This is a genomic window from Saccharospirillum sp. HFRX-2, assembly GCF_043196805.1.
GTDB lineage: Bacteria > Pseudomonadota > Gammaproteobacteria > Pseudomonadales > Natronospirillaceae > Saccharospirillum.
Genome location: NZ_JBEBMU010000006.1, coordinates 201,289 through 217,557, shown reverse-complemented (window position 1 = coordinate 217,557; position 16,269 = coordinate 201,289). Strand labels below are relative to the sequence as shown.

The 16,269-nt window shown below is 53.0% G+C and carries 17 protein-coding genes and 1 tRNA gene; 7 read left to right on the top strand and 11 right to left on the bottom strand.

The genetic code is table 11. The features are described 5' to 3' along the window. The first annotated feature begins 76 nt into the window (after positions 1-76). Together ABMA60_RS13870 and ABMA60_RS13865 are read left to right on the top strand one after the other, a co-directional pair. Positions 77-595 (top strand): tyrosine-type recombinase/integrase, encoded by a 519-nt coding sequence (locus ABMA60_RS13870; RefSeq protein WP_392804098.1) that lies wholly within the window; start codon positions 77-79, stop codon positions 593-595. 24 nt (positions 596-619) lie between these two features. Further along, positions 620-1,363 (top strand): hypothetical protein, encoded by a 744-nt coding sequence (locus ABMA60_RS13865; RefSeq protein ID WP_392804095.1) that lies wholly within the window; start codon positions 620-622, stop codon positions 1,361-1,363. A gap of 294 nt (positions 1,364-1,657) precedes the next feature. Here the strand turns inward: ABMA60_RS13865 and ABMA60_RS13860 are convergent, their stop codons facing one another. From ABMA60_RS13860 to ABMA60_RS13850, 3 genes are all read right to left on the bottom strand, one after another. After that, positions 1,658-2,866 carry a helix-turn-helix domain-containing protein gene (locus tag ABMA60_RS13860; protein WP_392804093.1) on the bottom strand — a complete coding sequence of 403 codons (1,209 nt, stop codon included), beginning with the start codon at positions 2,864-2,866 and terminating at the stop codon, positions 1,658-1,660. 4 nt (positions 2,867-2,870) lie between these two features. Continuing rightward, complete coding sequence (locus tag ABMA60_RS13855) at positions 2,871-3,530, bottom strand: hypothetical protein (RefSeq protein ID WP_392804091.1); 660 nt, start codon at positions 3,528-3,530, stop codon at positions 2,871-2,873. A 274-nt stretch (positions 3,531-3,804) separates the two neighbouring features. Next, positions 3,805-3,881, bottom strand: a tRNA-Val gene (locus ABMA60_RS13850). Positions 3,882-4,097: 216 nt separating this feature from the next. Here ABMA60_RS13850 and ABMA60_RS13845 point away from each other — a divergent pair. Beyond that, positions 4,098-6,191 carry a putative bifunctional diguanylate cyclase/phosphodiesterase gene (locus tag ABMA60_RS13845; RefSeq protein WP_392804089.1) on the top strand — a complete coding sequence of 698 codons (2,094 nt, stop codon included), beginning with the start codon at positions 4,098-4,100 and terminating at the stop codon, positions 6,189-6,191. Here the strand turns inward: ABMA60_RS13845 and ABMA60_RS13840 are convergent. After that, a complete protein-coding gene (locus ABMA60_RS13840; RefSeq protein WP_392804087.1) occupies positions 6,174-6,917 on the bottom strand; it encodes a hypothetical protein in 744 nt (247 codons plus the stop codon). The two genes, ABMA60_RS13845 and ABMA60_RS13840, sit on opposite strands and share 18 nt — an antisense overlap. A gap of 2 nt (positions 6,918-6,919) precedes the next feature. After that, the gene (locus ABMA60_RS13835) at positions 6,920-7,546 is read right to left on the bottom strand and encodes a SatD family protein (RefSeq protein WP_392804085.1); all 627 of its coding nucleotides are present in this window, start codon (positions 7,544-7,546) and stop codon (positions 6,920-6,922) included. Between the two features lie 124 nt (positions 7,547-7,670). On the opposite strand from ABMA60_RS13835, the gene ABMA60_RS13830 reads away from it, so the two are divergent. After that, on the top strand, positions 7,671-8,459 hold the full coding sequence (locus ABMA60_RS13830) for a sulfite exporter TauE/SafE family protein (RefSeq protein WP_392804083.1): 789 nt from the start codon (positions 7,671-7,673) through the stop codon (positions 8,457-8,459). Between the two features lie 8 nt (positions 8,460-8,467). Here the strand turns inward: ABMA60_RS13830 and ABMA60_RS13825 are convergent, their stop codons facing one another. The 4 genes from ABMA60_RS13825 to ABMA60_RS13810 all read right to left on the bottom strand — a co-directional run bounded on the left by ABMA60_RS13825 (position 8,468) and on the right by ABMA60_RS13810 (position 12,248). Continuing rightward, positions 8,468-8,962, bottom strand: a complete 495-nt coding sequence (locus ABMA60_RS13825) for a hypothetical protein (protein ID WP_392804081.1) — start codon at positions 8,960-8,962, stop codon at positions 8,468-8,470. 260 nt (positions 8,963-9,222) lie between these two features. Next, positions 9,223-9,651 carry a S24 family peptidase gene (locus ABMA60_RS13820; RefSeq protein WP_392804079.1) on the bottom strand — a complete coding sequence of 143 codons (429 nt, stop codon included), beginning with the start codon at positions 9,649-9,651 and terminating at the stop codon, positions 9,223-9,225. 70 nt (positions 9,652-9,721) lie between these two features. Beyond that, positions 9,722-10,618, bottom strand: coding sequence for a chemotaxis protein (locus ABMA60_RS13815; RefSeq protein WP_392804077.1), 897 nt, complete (start codon positions 10,616-10,618; stop codon positions 9,722-9,724). A 64-nt stretch (positions 10,619-10,682) separates the two neighbouring features. Continuing rightward, positions 10,683-12,248 carry a PAS domain-containing methyl-accepting chemotaxis protein gene (locus tag ABMA60_RS13810; RefSeq protein WP_392804075.1) on the bottom strand — a complete coding sequence of 522 codons (1,566 nt, stop codon included), beginning with the start codon at positions 12,246-12,248 and terminating at the stop codon, positions 10,683-10,685. A 237-nt stretch (positions 12,249-12,485) separates the two neighbouring features. Here ABMA60_RS13810 and ABMA60_RS13805 point away from each other — a divergent pair, with 237 nt between their 5' ends. Together ABMA60_RS13805 and ABMA60_RS13800 are read left to right on the top strand one after the other, a co-directional pair. Further along, entirely contained in the window at positions 12,486-13,124 is a 639-nt protein-coding gene (locus tag ABMA60_RS13805; protein ID WP_392804073.1) for a hypothetical protein, read from the top strand. Between the two features lie 151 nt (positions 13,125-13,275). Beyond that, on the top strand, positions 13,276-13,590 hold the full coding sequence (locus tag ABMA60_RS13800; RefSeq protein ID WP_392804071.1) for a hypothetical protein: 315 nt from the start codon (positions 13,276-13,278) through the stop codon (positions 13,588-13,590). 46 nt (positions 13,591-13,636) lie between these two features. Here the strand turns inward: ABMA60_RS13800 and ABMA60_RS13795 are convergent, their stop codons facing one another. Beyond that, positions 13,637-14,335, bottom strand: coding sequence for a VC0807 family protein (locus ABMA60_RS13795; protein WP_392804069.1), 699 nt, complete (start codon positions 14,333-14,335; stop codon positions 13,637-13,639). 133 nt (positions 14,336-14,468) lie between these two features. Here ABMA60_RS13795 and ABMA60_RS13790 point away from each other — a divergent pair, with 133 nt between their 5' ends. Next, positions 14,469-15,041, top strand: a complete 573-nt coding sequence (locus ABMA60_RS13790; protein WP_392804067.1) for a mechanosensitive ion channel domain-containing protein — start codon at positions 14,469-14,471, stop codon at positions 15,039-15,041. Here ABMA60_RS13790 and ABMA60_RS13785 read toward each other — a convergent pair. Continuing rightward, positions 14,982-16,211: an MFS transporter gene (locus tag ABMA60_RS13785; protein WP_392804065.1), complete on the bottom strand. Its 1,230-nt coding sequence runs from the start codon at positions 16,209-16,211 to the stop codon at positions 14,982-14,984. The two genes, ABMA60_RS13790 and ABMA60_RS13785, sit on opposite strands and share 60 nt — an antisense overlap. Positions 16,212-16,269 lie beyond the last annotated feature (58 nt).

The window sequence follows — 16,269 nt, the reverse complement described above, 5'->3', positions numbered from 1 at the left end:
GGGGCAGCAAAACCGACCACTGCTAAGTGCTTGGTTTTTATGAAGAGTTTGGCGGGACTATCCGTACTCGGACTGGATGCAGGTCGCAATGGACCTGGCTCTGATATCACTCCAGCGACGTGGCGATCGGGTGCGTGCCAGGTATGACCGCATTGAGGGTGATGTCTGGCAGGTGATTCAGTCGAAAACAGAAAAGCACGACCATCGAGCATTTTTGAAAATCACAATGGGCGAGGGGCCGCAGGAAGTTATTCAGCGGTCCAGATCAATTGCACCGGTCTGCCCGTTCATTTTGCATCGGGTTCCTGAGCGGAAGAAGAAGGCTGCAGCGCTTGAGCACTGGGCTCAGATTACCCCTGATCACCTTAGTAAGACGTTTGCCCAGTTACGCGATAGCTTGCCAGAATTCCTATCGATGCCTCGCGAGCAGCGGCCTGGTTTCCATACGATCCGGGGCTTGGGTGGTCATCTATACTTGGAAGCAGGCTTTGATAACGAGTATGTTAACCATCTGTTTGGGCATACTCAGCAAACAATGTCTAATGAATATACGAATCAGCATGTTAGCTGGACAGAAGTTAGAGCGGATTTATAGATGCAGGTTTAGGGAGAGGGAAAGTTGACGACACTTTTGTGGAAGTCGCAATACTTTTGCGCAACCGACTCTTTATGGAGCTGCAATTTTGGTAAAACTCTCATAACTTGTTATCCGCTAAGGAAGTATCTGAAATCTTCAGAAAGTGGCGAGATAACGCTTTTCTCTGGGGATGAACTGCCAATACTTCTAACCCAAGCACTTTTTTCAGATGTAATTCGTGATGATGATTATGAGGAGTATTTAGGTTACTTAAGCCCTGCTGAGCGTTTAAGTATGACGTCAATTGATCTGTTAACTGGGGAAATACAGCAAACTGACGGCTCTCGCTTATATACTGTTGGCTATGATGGAAGTGGGGGGTCTTATGCCGCTCAGTTTTACCTTTATGCTGAAAGTGAACCCTATGAAAGTAGCTATGGATGTAATATAGAAGGAGCTGTTAGGCATGCTGCTTATAAAGACCCAGGCACTGATCTCCCAGTTTTAAGAAAAACCTGGTTTACCCCTTATGTTGACGATCTTCTGGATAGTGACGACAATTATATAGAGTACTTGCAACAAAGAGTTACCCAGCTGGGTATGGAGGCAAACGATATGGCCGGTTTAAGATCTACATTGAAGACTTCTTCGGATTCTAACGCCCCAGTGGTGTCTGTAGAGCGCGCTATGGCTAACTATCGGGCGCGGAAAGCTCGTATTGATGCTCGGAAGGCAAAGCAAGGCTACAGCTTACGCGAACAGGATAAAAAGCAAGCTTTGGTTTGAGTCAGGCTATTATGTTTTTTCTATTGATAGAGGCTGCCTATTAAAAAGGGTGGCCTTTTTTGTTGTAGAAGACCTTTTTTGTGTATTTTTGTTGCTGGATAATATGAATTGAAGATATTCTCCTAGTAGGGTGTTTTTAGCGCAGAATGGCTGATTTTTGGTTCTAGGTTTTCTTTTAAGGTTTAGTTTAAAGACAAGACTATCTTGTAAAGTTTGAATTTTTCGTACTTAGCAGGCCAACACTTTTTATCTTTCTATAAATGTGCCCACATGGAACATGTGGGCATCCATTTTTCATCTCTTAGTCCCTGGGAAATCAACAACATTGTTACTAAAGCTCTTGTTAAGAGCAGTAGCTCTATTTGGCTTGGCAGATTTCAGGTTAACCAAGTTTTCGCTTTCAATTTGATCTGAAAAATAGCCATTTTTTAAGCCGCATAATGACTCAATAAGTTGCACTGAAGGACCAATTTTATGTGCTAACTCTGAGCGCTGAACAATTCCATTATCTACAATCATTTTAACTGCTCTATTCAGCAGGCGAGGGTTTTCAAGCGAAACTTCGCTGTCATATGGTTCACCCTTTGTCCATCCTCTAGCTGAGCGTCCTTTAAAAAGCCGTAGCTTTATATCATCATCAATCATTTCAAGCTGGTAACATCTCATAATCATTGAGGCTACTGATGTTTTCCATCTAGGCTTCAATGACACCAGTGTTTCCAGTGTAGGCCAGCTTACTTCGGCTGAGAATGACTCTGCAGGAAGTAGGAAGCAGCCTGCAAAAAAATCAGCCTGTCGTTCTATTTCTTTGTAGTGTTGTTTTAGCGTAGGTTCGTCTATACCTCTGTGCAGAACCAAATGGCCAAGCTCGTGCGCAGCGTCAAATCTATTGCGAATACCATTTGCTTTATCTGCTGTTATAAAAATGTAAGGTCTATTGTCTAAATGGCTCCAATGTGAGACCCCATCCATTTTTAAGTATCCGATCTCATCTCGCGCAACAATAATTCCGGCGTTTTCTAAAGTAAGGATGACATCAGAAATTGGTCCCATACCTAGGTTCCAGGATTTTCTGCACTCCTCAGCTAAAGATTCAATTTCGCCATCAGTAATTTTTAAGAACTGATTTTCTGAAATGGAAGGCACATTAACTTCAGGCCAATGTACCCATTGGCCAAGAGTGTTGGCTGTTTCTGCAACCCAATCCAACCTAACTCGAGCCATTTCTCGTGCGGTTTTAGTCGCCGAGTTCAATGACCGGTAGAAATATGGTTTGTTTCCATGATCGATAGTAGGCGTTAAAAACCAGTGTAATGGGAATTTAACTGCCTCAGAGAGAGTTCGTAATTTTTCTTCTTCTGGTGATTGACTACCTTTTTCCCAGTTAGAAATTGTCGCGGGTGATACACCAGCAAGGGTCGCTAATGCGACCCTTGTAATTCCTAGTGATTCTCTAGCCTGAATCAATCTACCAGGCTGAAATCCAGTAACACCTGTTCTCATGGTCTTAACCCGACTTAATATCAGTTTCTGCTTTCTTTATATCATCTCTCAGCATTGGCCACGCCGAATCGATAATATCTGAGCTGGAATCATCCTCGTACTTGGCAAGCATTTCGGCCATTGAAATTTCGAGGTGATATCCGGACCAATCGGTATACGGAACTGATACCAGTATGTTGCTAGGCTCAGACTGTTTTTCGGATGTCGGCCGCGGATGAACGACTACTGCAACTACATGCAAAGCGTCATCTAACCGGGGAGGTGGTGCTTCAAACAGGTCAAAGGTGAAAGGTTCTAAAATTTCATTTTTCCTTGCCATGAGTTTTCGGTGCAATGCAGGCCGAGCCAGTGCATTTTCATGCAACTCAATGTGGCTAAGTGTCACATTACCTGAACAAACAACAACATAGTGCTCGCCTTTGGGGACAGTTTGTTCGACTGAAGGTTGCCCTTCGGATAGTGCACCGGCAAGTGCATCGTCAATCATGTAGCGTCTTAGTTGAGCTCTAGGGCGTGCGGGATTCGTGTTTTTGAAGTCCTCTTCTGCCCTGTGATTAGCTTTTGCGTAGGCAGTTCTAATTGAATCATCCATAGATAGGAAGAGGCTACGATCTATGTTGGTCGTGATGTAGCGAATGATTCGTTCTTGTAGCTGCGTCGCCATGGGCTTAGCTCTTTGGTTTTAGTTAAGCGGAATTATGGCTTGAAAAATTTAGTTAAGCAAGTGCTATACATGGATGGTAGTTGTTGGAAGAGGAATAAAGCTCTTTATGCCTAGTTAGGAGTGGCATTGGTAGTTTTTTAGTTGCCGCTGATATACAAGCTCAGCTGATGAGTGTTGAGGGTACTGTATTTCTTCAAAATATCGTCAAAATTTTGCAGAACCCCAGACACAAAAAAACCAAGCACCGCTAAGTGCTTGGTTTTAATGAAGAATTTGGTAGGACTATCCAGACTCGAACTGGAGACCTCTACCATGTCAAGGTAGCGCTCTAACCAACTGAGCTATAGTCCTTCAGGTCGGGGCGTATAATACTTGGAAATTCGCCTCGCGCAACCCCCACCTCTGAAAAATTTAACGGATTCAATCAGTTACCCCCGTTCTCCCGAGCGCAGAGCCGATTTCGAAGGGCGCTGCCGTGGGTGTCTTGTTAGAGCTTTGATCCAGGTCAGTCGGTGTTGTGCTGCGCCGTTTTAGACTGCAGGCGGATGATGGTTTCGGGTGGCGAAAATGGATTGGGTGCTGACGCTTGGGGCGCTGGGAGCGTTCTTGCTGATCGGGCTGGGTCTGTGGCTGTTTGTGTGGTTGCGGCACCAGCATCGTCAGAATGCTCAGTTGCGGGCTGTCTTGGCGTCATCACCGGATTTTGTGTTCGAGCTGGATGCCCAGGGGCGTTTTTGCGATCTGCATTCACGCTCATCTGATGTGCTGTACCGACCGCGGGCGGCCTATCTGGGATCGACCCCGGAAGCGGTGCTGCCCAATGAGGCCGCAGCAGTGATCAGGGCGCTGATTAGTGAGCCAAAAGGCGCTGGGGTGTGGTCGTCCGATCAAATTTCCCTGCCGGTTAATGGTCATTGGCGTTGGTTTGAGGTGTCGGCGTGTTGGCGTTCTGAACCTGAGCCCGAGAGCTGGTTGTTGTGGATGCGCGATATTACTGAGCAGAAAGAAGCCTTGGCGGATCACCAGATTTCGGCGCTTGCGCTGCAAACTCAGGATGCGGTGCTGATCACCGATAGAGAGCGACGCATCATTCGGGTCAATGCGGCTTTTACTGAGATTACCGGTTATCGCGAGGATGAAGTGATCGGTCGCAATCCGTCGGTGCTGAGCTCGGGCGTGCACGATGAGGATTTTTATCATCGGCTTTGGAGCGATATTGAGCGTGAGGGTTACTGGTCTGGCGAGATCTGCAACCGGCGCAAGAATGGCGAGCTGTTTACCGAGCGGGCGGTGATCAAGGCGGTGCGTGATGGCACCGGCAAGGTGACGCATTACATCGCCAGTTTCAGTGACATTACGGAACGCAAGGCGGCTGAAGCGCATATGCAAAAGCTGGCCTATCAGGACCCGCTGACGCTGCTGGCCAATCGTCGTTTGCTGATCGAGCGGCTCGACAATGTTCGGCTGCAATCGCAGCGCAGCCGTCAGTATGCGGCCTTGTTGTTTATCGATCTGGATCATTTCAAACAACTCAACGATGCCTTTGGTCATACCCTGGGCGATGAACTGCTGGTGCAGGTGGCGCGGCGTATGAAGGCCTGTTCACGCACCTCGGACAGTCTGGCGCGCACCGGTGGCGATGAGTTTGTTGTCTTGGTTGGCGGTTTGCCGACCGATCTTGGCCAGGCTGAAAGCGCGGTTCAGGCTTATGGCAATAAACTGTTGGCGGCGTTGCGCCGTCCCTACAATTTGCAGGGCCAGGCTTATTTGCTCAGTGCCAGTATCGGCGCGATGTTGTTTCGTGGCGACGAGCAGCCGGTGGATACCTTGCTGATGTCGGCCGATTTGGCGATGTATGCCTCCAAGCAGGCCGGGCGCGATCAACTGTGTTTTTTCGAGCCGGATATGCAGGCGCGCTTGCAGCGGCGCAGTCAGTTGGAATTGGATTTGCGTCAGGCTTTGGCAGACGGCCAGTTTGAGCTGCATTACCAGCCGCGCACCAATCTGCACGGCCGCGTTTTGGGCTATGAGGCGCTGCTGCGCTGGCGCCATCCACGCCTGGGCGTGCTGAAACCGGAGCATTTTCTGAGTCTGGCGGAGTCGAGCGGCCTCATCATTGATATCGGTCGTTGGGCGTTACGCCAGGTGTGCGAACAAAGCTTGCTGTTTGCCGATGAAGCGGCCTTGCCGATTTCCATTAATGTCAGTATCCGGCAATGGCTGGCGGCGGATTTTGTTGATCAGGTGGATGCCATTCTGGCGCTGACCGGTGCAGATCCGTCGTTGCTGGAGTTTGAGCTGACCGAGGTTTTGATCGGCCGCGATCTGGATCGCAGCCGGGAGCGCATGGCTCAGTTAAGTGAAATGGGGGTGCGCTTTGTACTGGATGATTTCGGCACCGGCTGTTTGTCGTTACCGCTGTTGCATGCCTTGCCGTTGGACCGGCTGAAGATCGATGTTTCTCTGGTCGAAGGCCTGGAAGCGCGCAGCAGTGCTTACACCATTATTAAGTCGATCATCGCCATGGCGCGACCCCTGGGGTTGCAGGTCCTGGCCGAAGGCGTGGAAACACCCGAGCAGGTACAGATTCTTGCGGCACTGGGCTGTGATCAATGCCAGGGCCATTGCTTTGGCGAGCCGGCGTTACTGACTCAGTATTGATCTTAAGCTTTCGGCAATGCCGATGGTGACCAGCGTCGAAGCCAGGGTGCCGATCAGCACATATTCGGCAAAGGCGCGCTCTTCCAACTGACGAAAACGCGCAAATCCCTTGGCGGCGATGATGATGGCAATGACGTTGTAGTTGGCGCTGGAAACCAGCACCAGATACATCAACCAGCGTTCCAGAATGCCGATCACCCGACCGGCATTGTATTCGCGGGCATCGACTTGGGTTTGGCTGTCGTCGCCATCAGCATCACTATTTGCAGTGAGCCTGGGCTCCAGTGAGAAGCGATGAAACAGGCTGCGGATCAGCAGGTTGGCTTCGTTGGCGACTAATAAAAAGCCGGTCAGCCAGATCAGGGCACGGGTCAGTTGGGCGGTGCTCATGCCCAGGTTCCACAGCCAGGCTTCGAAACTGCGTTGCCAGACCGGAGCGGGCAGGGCGTCGGCGAGCAGGGCCAGGGTGACCAGCATCAGCAGAGTTGCCGCCAAACGGCCATCGTTGAGCCAGCTTTGCGGCAGCAGTCGTTCGGGGACGATCAAGGCCAGCAGCATCAGACCGGCCAGGCTCAGGCTGGCAAAGGACAGCCCCAGAGTCAGCCAGCACCACAGCAGTTGCAGCGTTAGCAGGCTGATCAGAAAGCGTGATCCCAGTGGTTCATCGCGTACGATCAGCGCCAGGCGGCTGGTCAGCCAGCCCACCAGAAACAACCAGATCAACACCTTCAGCTCCGCATCGATTGGTTGAGGGTTTGGGTCAGCGCCGTCAGCAGCCGGATAACGGCATGCAAACCACCGCTGTTGATGTTCTTGTAGACCGCCTGTTCGCTGATGTTCAGTTCTTCGGCGATGCGCTCGACCCGCCAGCCTGACAGCAAACGATTCAGAATGTGCAGACGATTGGCGTTCCACTTGTTGAGCTGGTGGCTGAACAAACCCAGACCGCCGCTGGCGAGTGGCTGTTCTGACTCACTCAGTCCGGCCAGGGTAAAGAGTTCGCCGCTGCGTTTGAGCCGATCAATGCCATCACGCGCCTGATAGAACGCCGGCCCGTCCATGCCCAGCGCCTGGTCCGGATTCAGGTCGGTACTGATAGCGCCGAGGCTCAATGAGAACCGCATCCGCACCGGATACACGGCGGCAGCTATGGCCAGGCAGTCAGCGAAAACCCGGTCGGCCTGGTCGTAAACCACCTGGAATTCATCGCCCAGGGTGATGGTGTAGGGCGATGTTAGGCCGTTTCGATTCTGGTTCAGGTCGTCCAGTGCGCCCTTGAGCTGTTCTTGCAGTTGTTGACGCAAGCTGGAACGACGTGAGGCGACCAGGTCGCCGATCAGCACCAGAGGAGTCATGATCAACCTCTTAGGTTGTTTAATGATGATTTAAACCATAATGGTTTTATTGGTTGATTTGCAACCACTTTGGTGGATTGGTTCCGGGGCGACTGCTTTCAGGCCCGTCACCGGACGCGCTAGAATGGCGCGTCTTTTGACCGATGTAAGGAACCGCGCTGTGTTGTTGTCGCCTGCCTTTTATGTGCTCGCTGTGATCGCCATTCTGATTGTCGGTATTTCCAAAGGCGGTTTTGGCGGCGGTTTGGGAATGGTTGCGGTGCCCTTGATGTCGTTGGTGATATCCCCCTTCGATGCCGCTGCCATTCTGTTACCGATGCTTTGCATCATGGATGTGGCTGGTTTGCGTGCCTACTGGCGGCGTTGGGATCCACAGAATCTGTGGATCATTCTGCCTGGCGGTATTCTTGGCGTGCTGGTGGCAACCCTGACCTATCGCTGGGTGGATGAGCAGATGCTGCGTCTGTTGATCGGGGTGATTGCCGTTGCTTTTGCGCTGAATTATTACAGCCAGGCCTGGCGGCGGGAGCAACCGGCACGGCAGGCGAGCCGGGTCAGAGGGGGTATCTGGTCGGCGGTTGCCGGCTTTACCAGCTTTTCCGCGCACGCGGGCGGACCGCCGATCAGTGTCTATCTGTTGCCGCAACGTCTCGATAAGACGCTCTTTGTGGGTACCACCGTCGTCTTCTTCGCGTTCGTCAATTACATCAAACTGGTGCCCTACGCTTTGCTGGGGCAGTTCCGCATTGAGATTCTGTTGAATGCGTTATTGCTGGCACCCGTGGCGGTGGCCGGTGTCTATCTGGGGCTTTGGCTGCACCACCGTTTATCCGAGCGTTGGTTTTACCGGCTCTGTTACGCCCTCTTGCTGTTGACCGGTTTGCGTCTGCTGCAACAGGGCTTGGTCGGTTAACGGAGCCGTTATTCGGCTGCGTCGATTCTCCACGACAGCACTGTTTCCAGGCCGTTTTCGGTCACCCAGTGATTGAGCTCGCGCGGTGCGCGGGTTTTCTTTTCCAGGGTTTCCAGTTTAAGCGGATGGCGATATTGGCCCGGTGGTAAATCGCGAGCCGGTTGCGGCCGGCCGGTCAATGGTTTTTTACGGGCCTGTTGTTTGAGTCGCTCACCAATGAATTTTTCCAGGCGGGCTAACAAGGCCGATTTATTCAGGTGGGGCAGGTGGGTGGTAATCCAGTCACCAATTTTTACGCTGCGACGATTAAAAATATCTTCTTCGGTTAATTGGTAATCGCGCTCTAGCGTTTCCAGCAAAGCGAAATACTGCTCAAAGCCTTCTTCTTTTTTCAAGGCTGCAGCTTTGGCCTGTTTTAATTCTTCCAGTTCGGCTTGATATTGCTGAATTTGTTGATCGATCAACTGATCGTCAAGAGGGGTATATGCCTTAGCTTCGGTCATGGTCTCAACATTCAAATAATAGAAGTGGATGAACAAACAGCTCTAACAGGAAAAACCCTTTTAGAGCATCAACACTGGCGGTCTATCGGTAGCCGGGGGTACGGCCGCTATTGAGAGAAACCGGCGACAGTGGGCAATGCAATACGCGATCTGAAGGTCTGATTACGTACTGAACATTAAAACGGCTCACTCATCGGTATAAAAAGTGCGAGATATCTGGAGCGATATCAATTTAGGGGCCGAGGGTGAGCAATTCAAGTTTAATATCCAACCGAACGTAATATTTGTGTGACGATACCAAGAATAGTCAGGGTTTCGCTGTCTGGAATAATGACTGCATCGATATCCGGATGGTGGGCAATCAGCCGAGGAGACGGCGATAACTGTAATTCCCGGACGGTTAATTCGCCCTGAAAAGCGGCGATAACGATTTGTCCGGAACGCGCCGTCTGTGCCTGGTGGGCAATCAGTACATCGCCGGGACCGATGCCGGCATCAATCATGGCATCGGTTTCCACGGCGACAAAAAAGGTTTTGTCCGGGTAGCGCAGGCACAGCTGGTTGAGATCCACTCCGCTGGAATCGTCAACGCTGGCCGCTGCATTCTGACTGGCTTCGGCGCCTTCAATAAAGAGCGGCAGATTAAGTTGAGGTCCGGCCACGCTGCGGCCAAGCAATTGAACAGCCATAACTCTCGCCCAATAACTGTATTTATATACAGTATCTTAGGCTGGCTGAGCCACACAGGCAAGTCTCGCTTCAGTCGCCGGTCATGGCCTGGGCGCCGCGGAGCATGGCATGAACCAGTTCATCGGCGTCAAACTTGGTCAGTGCTTCGTTAGCGCCGACCTGATTGGCGTAGGTCAGGCTCATTTCGCTGTTTAACGAGGTGTGCAGGATGATGTAGGTCCGCTTTAACTCAGCCATATCGCGAATTTTGAACGCCAGTTCATAACCATCCAGGCCAGGCATCTCGATGTCGCTGACCAGAATATCGGTGGCATTGCCAAGCCGCGCATTGTTTTCCATCACTTCCAATGCTTGCAGGCCGTTGGTGGTGACCTGGTAGGGAATGTTGAGATTGTCCAGCGCGTCCGACAATTGCTTGCGTGCCACATGGGAATCATCAACCAGCAGGATATTCAGCGGTTGCAGCTGTTCACGTTGGACGTCGGTCAGTTTGGCAAAACGTCGTCCCGGCGGATCCGGATAGATGCGTGACAACAGCAGTTCGACATCCAACAGCTGAATGGTGTTGTCACCATCCATAAAGAGACCGGTCAGGTAGGCGTTTTTACCCAGCATGTCCGGTGGTGGCTTGACGTCGCGCCAGTTGGTATCGACGATTTTCTCGATGCGCCGTACCAGAAAACCCACTTCCCGACGCTGCACATCAGTAATGATGATCGATGCCTGAGCCTGCTCTTCCGGCGTAAGCGGTGTATAGCCGACGGCCGCCGCCATATCGATCACCGGTATGGTTTTGTTGCGCACGTTGGTTGCGCCCAGTACTGCCGGGTGGTCCTGCGGCAATTTGGACAGCGCGCGATAGGGGATGATTTCGCGCACCTTGAGCGTGCCGATGGCAAAGCTTTGTTTGCCCGTCAGCGAGAACAGCAGCAATTTTTGGGCGTGTTTGTTGGCCTTGATATTCATACTGCATCCTATCGTTGGCAGGCGGCGCGAAATACGTTGTGGTAATCAGTTTAGTCGCCCTGACTCAGGTGCGAAACAGTACCACCAGTTCGTGCATCTTGTCGGACAGCTCGCTCAGGGTTTCCGCGCCTTTCACCGACAATCGGCCCTGTTCCAGGCTGTGATCGGCCAGGCCAGTGATGCGGGTCAGTTGTTGGTTGATCTCTTCGGAGACCTGGCTTTGCTCTTCGATGGAGGTCGCCATCTGGTGGGTCATTTCGGTAATGCGAACCACGGCAGCGGCGATGTCGTGCAGCGCTGAGTCGGCTTCGCCCACCCGGCTGACGCTGTCTTCAGCGATGCTGCGACCGCGTTCGGCGGCGGCTTCGGCGTCACCGGTTTTGGTTTTTAATTTGTCGATGATGGTCTGGATCTGGGTGGTGGTGTTGGCGGTGCGGATTGCCAGCGAGCGAACCTCGTCGGCAACCACCGCAAAACCGCGACCATGTTCGCCAGCCCGGGCTGCCTCGATGGCGGCGTTCAATGCCAGCAGGTTGGTTTGCTCGGTCACTTCCTGAATCAGCTTGGCGGCCTCGGCAATCGATTGGGTTTCACTGACCACTTCCTGCACGGTTTGACCGATGGATTCAACCGCTTCGGCCAATTCCTGAATACCTTGGCGGGCCTGGCTGATGGTCGCCGTGCCCTGGTCGGCCAATTCGTGTGCTTTATCGGCTTCGCCGGCGGTATCCTGAACATTGCCGGATACTTCGTGGATGGTGGCCGCCATTTCGTTGACCGCTGCAGCAATTTGTGTGGTTTCGTTTTGCAGTTGGTCGACCGCTGTTACCGACTCCTCGGTCAGTTTGCGCGATTGGATAGCCTGGTTATTCACACCTCCGGCGGCGTCATCAATGCGCGTCAGAACGGTGCGCAGATGCGCTTTGGCGCTGTCCATGGCCAGTTCCAGTTGGGCCATGGTATCGGGCGCATCGGAGAAGGTCATGGCGATGATGGGATCGCTGAACTGACCAGCAGAGCGTTCCTTCATATGAGCCATCATGTGTTCGCGCTGACGATAGGCCAGCACACTTAACACCGTCATTACTGCTGCGGCTGCGCCCAGGCTGACCCAGTCGCCAGTGAAATAACCGATGGCGACCATGAAGAAGGCCGCCAGGCTGTTCGGCCCCCAATGCACGATGCGTTTGCGGATGCGTTGCAGTAAGGACAGTGGATGTTTGCCAGCGTTCAGTCGCTGGTAGATGCGAAAGGCGCGGTTAACATCCTCACGTTTGGGCTTCACCCGCACCGATTCATAAGCGATGACTTTGCCGTTTTCGGTGACCGGTGTGACGTAGGCGTTAACCCAGTAGTAGTCGCCGTTGTTGCGTCGGTTTTTAACCAGACCCATCCAGGGTTTGCCAGCTTTGAGATATTCCCACATGTTGGCGAACGCCGCCTGCGGCATATCCGGATGACGAATCAGATTGTGTGCCTGGCCAATCAGTTGATCCCGGCTGTAGCCGCTGACCTCACAAAAAACATCATTGCAATGCAGTATGACCCCTTTAACGGTGGTCGAAGAGATCAAAACCTGATCATCGCTCAACTCGTATTCGGTGTCGGTGACGGGTAAGTTCTTACGCATGTGAGTATCCGGATCCTGAGTCTTGGCGGTCTTATTGAAATATTTTCAGTCATTAAGGTATCGGCTGCCGCCGGGGTGATTTTAGCGATACTTGGTGCGCGACGCTTGTGTTTAGCTGAGACGGACCGTTTTCCGTTGTGCAATGCATTGTGTGGTGTCAACGCTGGAGTCTCGACTGCTACAATTGATGAGCAGAAATCGAACTGTCCCAGCCTGGGATTCGTCTAAGGAGACTTTGTGATAACGACGTCCGCTCGCCTGTTGACTGTCTTGGCGCTTGTCTTTGGTTCGACCGCCGTGCTCGCTGAAACCTTTGTTGAAGCCATCAGCAACTGCCGTGAACTGAATAATCGGGAACGGCGCTATGCCTGCTATGACGATGCCGAAGCCTACAGCGGAAACGTTCAGCTTGAAGTGGCCGCTTTTAATTACGAAGCCACCTCAGACCCGCTGACCGGTCAGACCGAACACCAGTTATCCATCCGCTCCGCTCAGGGCCTGAACGGGCGAGGCGATCCGATTGTGCTGTCGTGGCAATGTGATTCCACTGAGCCGGGCCGCTATGCGCTGACCTTGCGTTGGGAGGATTTTCTGCCCAGTGGCCGACCGGAAGTGACCACCCGTTTGGGGCAGCAAGCGCCGGTAACCGGACGCTGGCAGGCGGGCGGCTCTCGTGAATCGTCGATACTGGATGGTCCCGATACTGGCTTCACGCTGAGTGAATTTGTCGCTCAGGTGGCGCAGCAGGTTGAACGCGGAAATACCACCATGGTGTTTCGCACCACGCCCTATAACGACGATCCCATTACCGCCGTTTTTGATTTCACCGGCTTCACCGAGGTGATCGAACCCATGCGTCAGTCCTGTCGCTTCTAAGCGACGGGCTTGCATTCCGCCGAATGATGATCAATCTTATAAGAGTGTAACCACGAAGGAGACCTAGAGATTATGCAGTGCCCGTCCCAGGACGGTGACAACGTACCCCATCCCAATTAAGTCCCATCCTAATTAAGAGCGAGGTGATGCTATGAATGATGTAAAAGAATTCGAGCTGATCGTTTCCGAGAATTTTGATTTCAGCGCTCTTGACGTCTGCCGCGATGAACAGGGGGATCTGCAGGCTAATCTGGATCCAATTTACGACATTCTCTGTGCCTCCGGTATCGCTACCAATCTGGTAGACAATCACGATGTCCTGTCTGCCCTGATTAACACCCTGTATGACTTTCACCTGGAAAACGGCGGTTCCGTTGATCTGGAAGTGGAACGCCACCGTGCTGTCCATGAACTGAGCGGTGAATATGGCCGCGCCGGTGTCACCGGTAGCGCGACCTTGCATTGATATCGGGTTCAGCCGCGCCTGTATAGCTTTTCGGGTGCGGCTGACTTCAGCGGTTTTTTTCGGACAGCAGTTCTTCCATATCCAGGCCGGTCAGTTTGCGCAGTTGATTGAGCAGATAAAAAATCGCTCCCATCAGAATGACGGTGGACGGCAGCGCAATCACCGGGTAACTCAATAACGTCATCTTGCCCAGCTCTTCGCTGAAGGCCGTAGTCCCAGGCTGGCTGACAACAATCAGCTTGGCCAGCACGTAGTTCAATACCGCCGAGAGCATAAAAGACGCGGTGATAATGTAGCTCACCAGGCGCAGACGGCGTTCCAGTAGCTGTGCTGTACCGCGCTCTTCCAATGCCTGCTGCACTTTATCCATGGCAAACAACTGAGCGTTGAAGATCAGCGTGCGGACCAGAGGAAAGCGGGTGAACTGGCTGATCAGTACGGCGATGCCAAGCAGCGCCGGTACCGCGGCCTCTTTAATGGCGATGTACTTGGGGTCGAGCTGCAGCAAACTGATGCCGCCGGTGAGGAACACGCTGATCACGCCGATGACCGAAAAGGTATTGATCTTCTTGGTCTGGCGCATTTCCCAAAGGCCGTAACCAATAGGGAAGGCCAGAGCGATCACAATGCCCCAGACCGGACCGAGGGACTCTTCGCCACTGAAGCGGGTCAGAATGATGACGGGTAGCAGAATGTTGAATAGCAGGTTGGTGAAAAAACCACCACCTTTGGATTCGTTGCTCAAAACGCTGTTCTCTTATCGGGGGTGGCGGGCATTGTATGCAAAAGCCGGCTAAACGACATCCCGCCATGACGACCTTTCCGTTATCTTTAGGCTGTAGCATTATCAGCCATGGGCAACTAAACGGAACGGACTGATGGAGTGGCAGTTACTCTTGGCTTTGGCGGTACTCGCCCTGGCTTTCTTTCTGACGCAGGGCTTGTTGAAGTATTTCCTGACGCTGTTTGTTGATAGCAAAGATGTCTCCATTCAACGCAAGGCGCTGATCCGCAAGACACTGCAGTTTTTTCATGTGCTCGCCTATGCCTTTGCCGGAGGTCTGGTTTTTGGCGTGGGTTATGGTCAGTTCGTCTTGTTTCTGTCGTCCTTCTTTGCCGTTCTGGGCGTGGCCTTATTTGCCCAGTGGTCCATCCTCAGCAATGTCACCGCCAGTATTATTATCTTTTTCCAGTTTCCGTTTCGCATTGGTGATGAAATCAAAATCGTCTTTAAAGACGAAGATCTCAGCGGCGTTATCGAGGAAATAACGCCGTTTCATGTGTTGATTCGGCGCCAGCAGGGTGACCTTTTGACTTACCCCAACAGCTTGCTGTTACAGACAGCGGTGATCAAACCGCTGCCGAGAACAGGGGCAGCAACGCAAGCGGATTCAGTTCCGGCTCCGACTGAATTGACTGAGCGACAGCCAGTAGAACCCCGCCAGCAATAGCAAGGCGACCAGCAGCGCCCAGGGAACAATCTCCAGCGAAAAGCGCGCCGCCAGAACACCGCTGAGTGCGGGCAGGCCGGCACCGCCAATGCCAGCAGCGGCGATCTGCATACCCATGGTGTTGTCCTGGTGCGCCTTGCCGACGCGGTGCGAAGTGCCAGATACCAGACCAGGGAAGACCGGCGCAAAAGCAAAACCGATCAACCCGATGGCAAACAGGCCGACGGCATTGGCCGGGTTCCAAATCAACAGGATGGCACCGATCAAGGCCAGCCCCAGACTGCCCCAAATCAGCCGCTGATGTCCGAGCCAGTTAGCGAAGGCACCGGCCAGCAGACGGCCAAGGGTAAACATGCCCCAGTAAATCGACACCCACAAACCGGCCGTTGCCACGGAAAAACCGCGCGACTCTGCCAGCAAGGAGTAAGTCCACAAACCCATGGTCAGCTCCAGGCCGGTGTAACAGAAAAACAGCAGCATGCTGAGCCAGACCGACAGGGTGCGCATGGATTTGAACAGGGATGCCGGCTGCAGCAGGTCGGGCCGGGTGGTGCTGACTTTGCCGGCGTCGTCACTGAGTTGTGCCGGTGCCTCAGGCGGAGTATCAGCGCTGCGTTGCAGCCACAGTGGCGCGGTTAGCAAGAACACCAGCGCCAAGGCCAACTGCGCCAGACCGACCGTCCAATACCCCGGGTGCCAGTTACCGGTTAACTTCAGGCCGGCGGTCATGATCAATGGACCCAGCGTAACGCCGACACCAAAGCTGGCGTGCAGCCACTGCATCATGCGATCGCTGTGATGAGTGGCAACATAGTTGTTCAGACCAGCATCAATGGCGCCGGCACCCAACCCCAGCAACAGAGCCAGACCAATCAACAACCACCAATAAGGCGCCAGCGCATAGCCGATCAATGCCAGCGCGGTGGTTGCGCAACTGACCGCCAGCAGCCGACCAATACCCAGGCGGCGACTGACCGCGCCACTGACAAAACTGCTCAACATATAGCCACAGGTGGAGCCAATCAGCAGTGTTCCCAGCGCGTCCAGCGGCAGGTTGAAATCGCTGCGCATCGACGGCCAGGCAACACCGAGCAGGCCATCGGGCAGGCCCAGAGAGATAAAGGCGATATACGCCAACAGAATCAGTAACAGACTGCGATTCGCCGCCATGGGCACCTCCTGAATTATTCAGTGACAACACACCATCAGGCCTGTCCCGTAGCGGGCG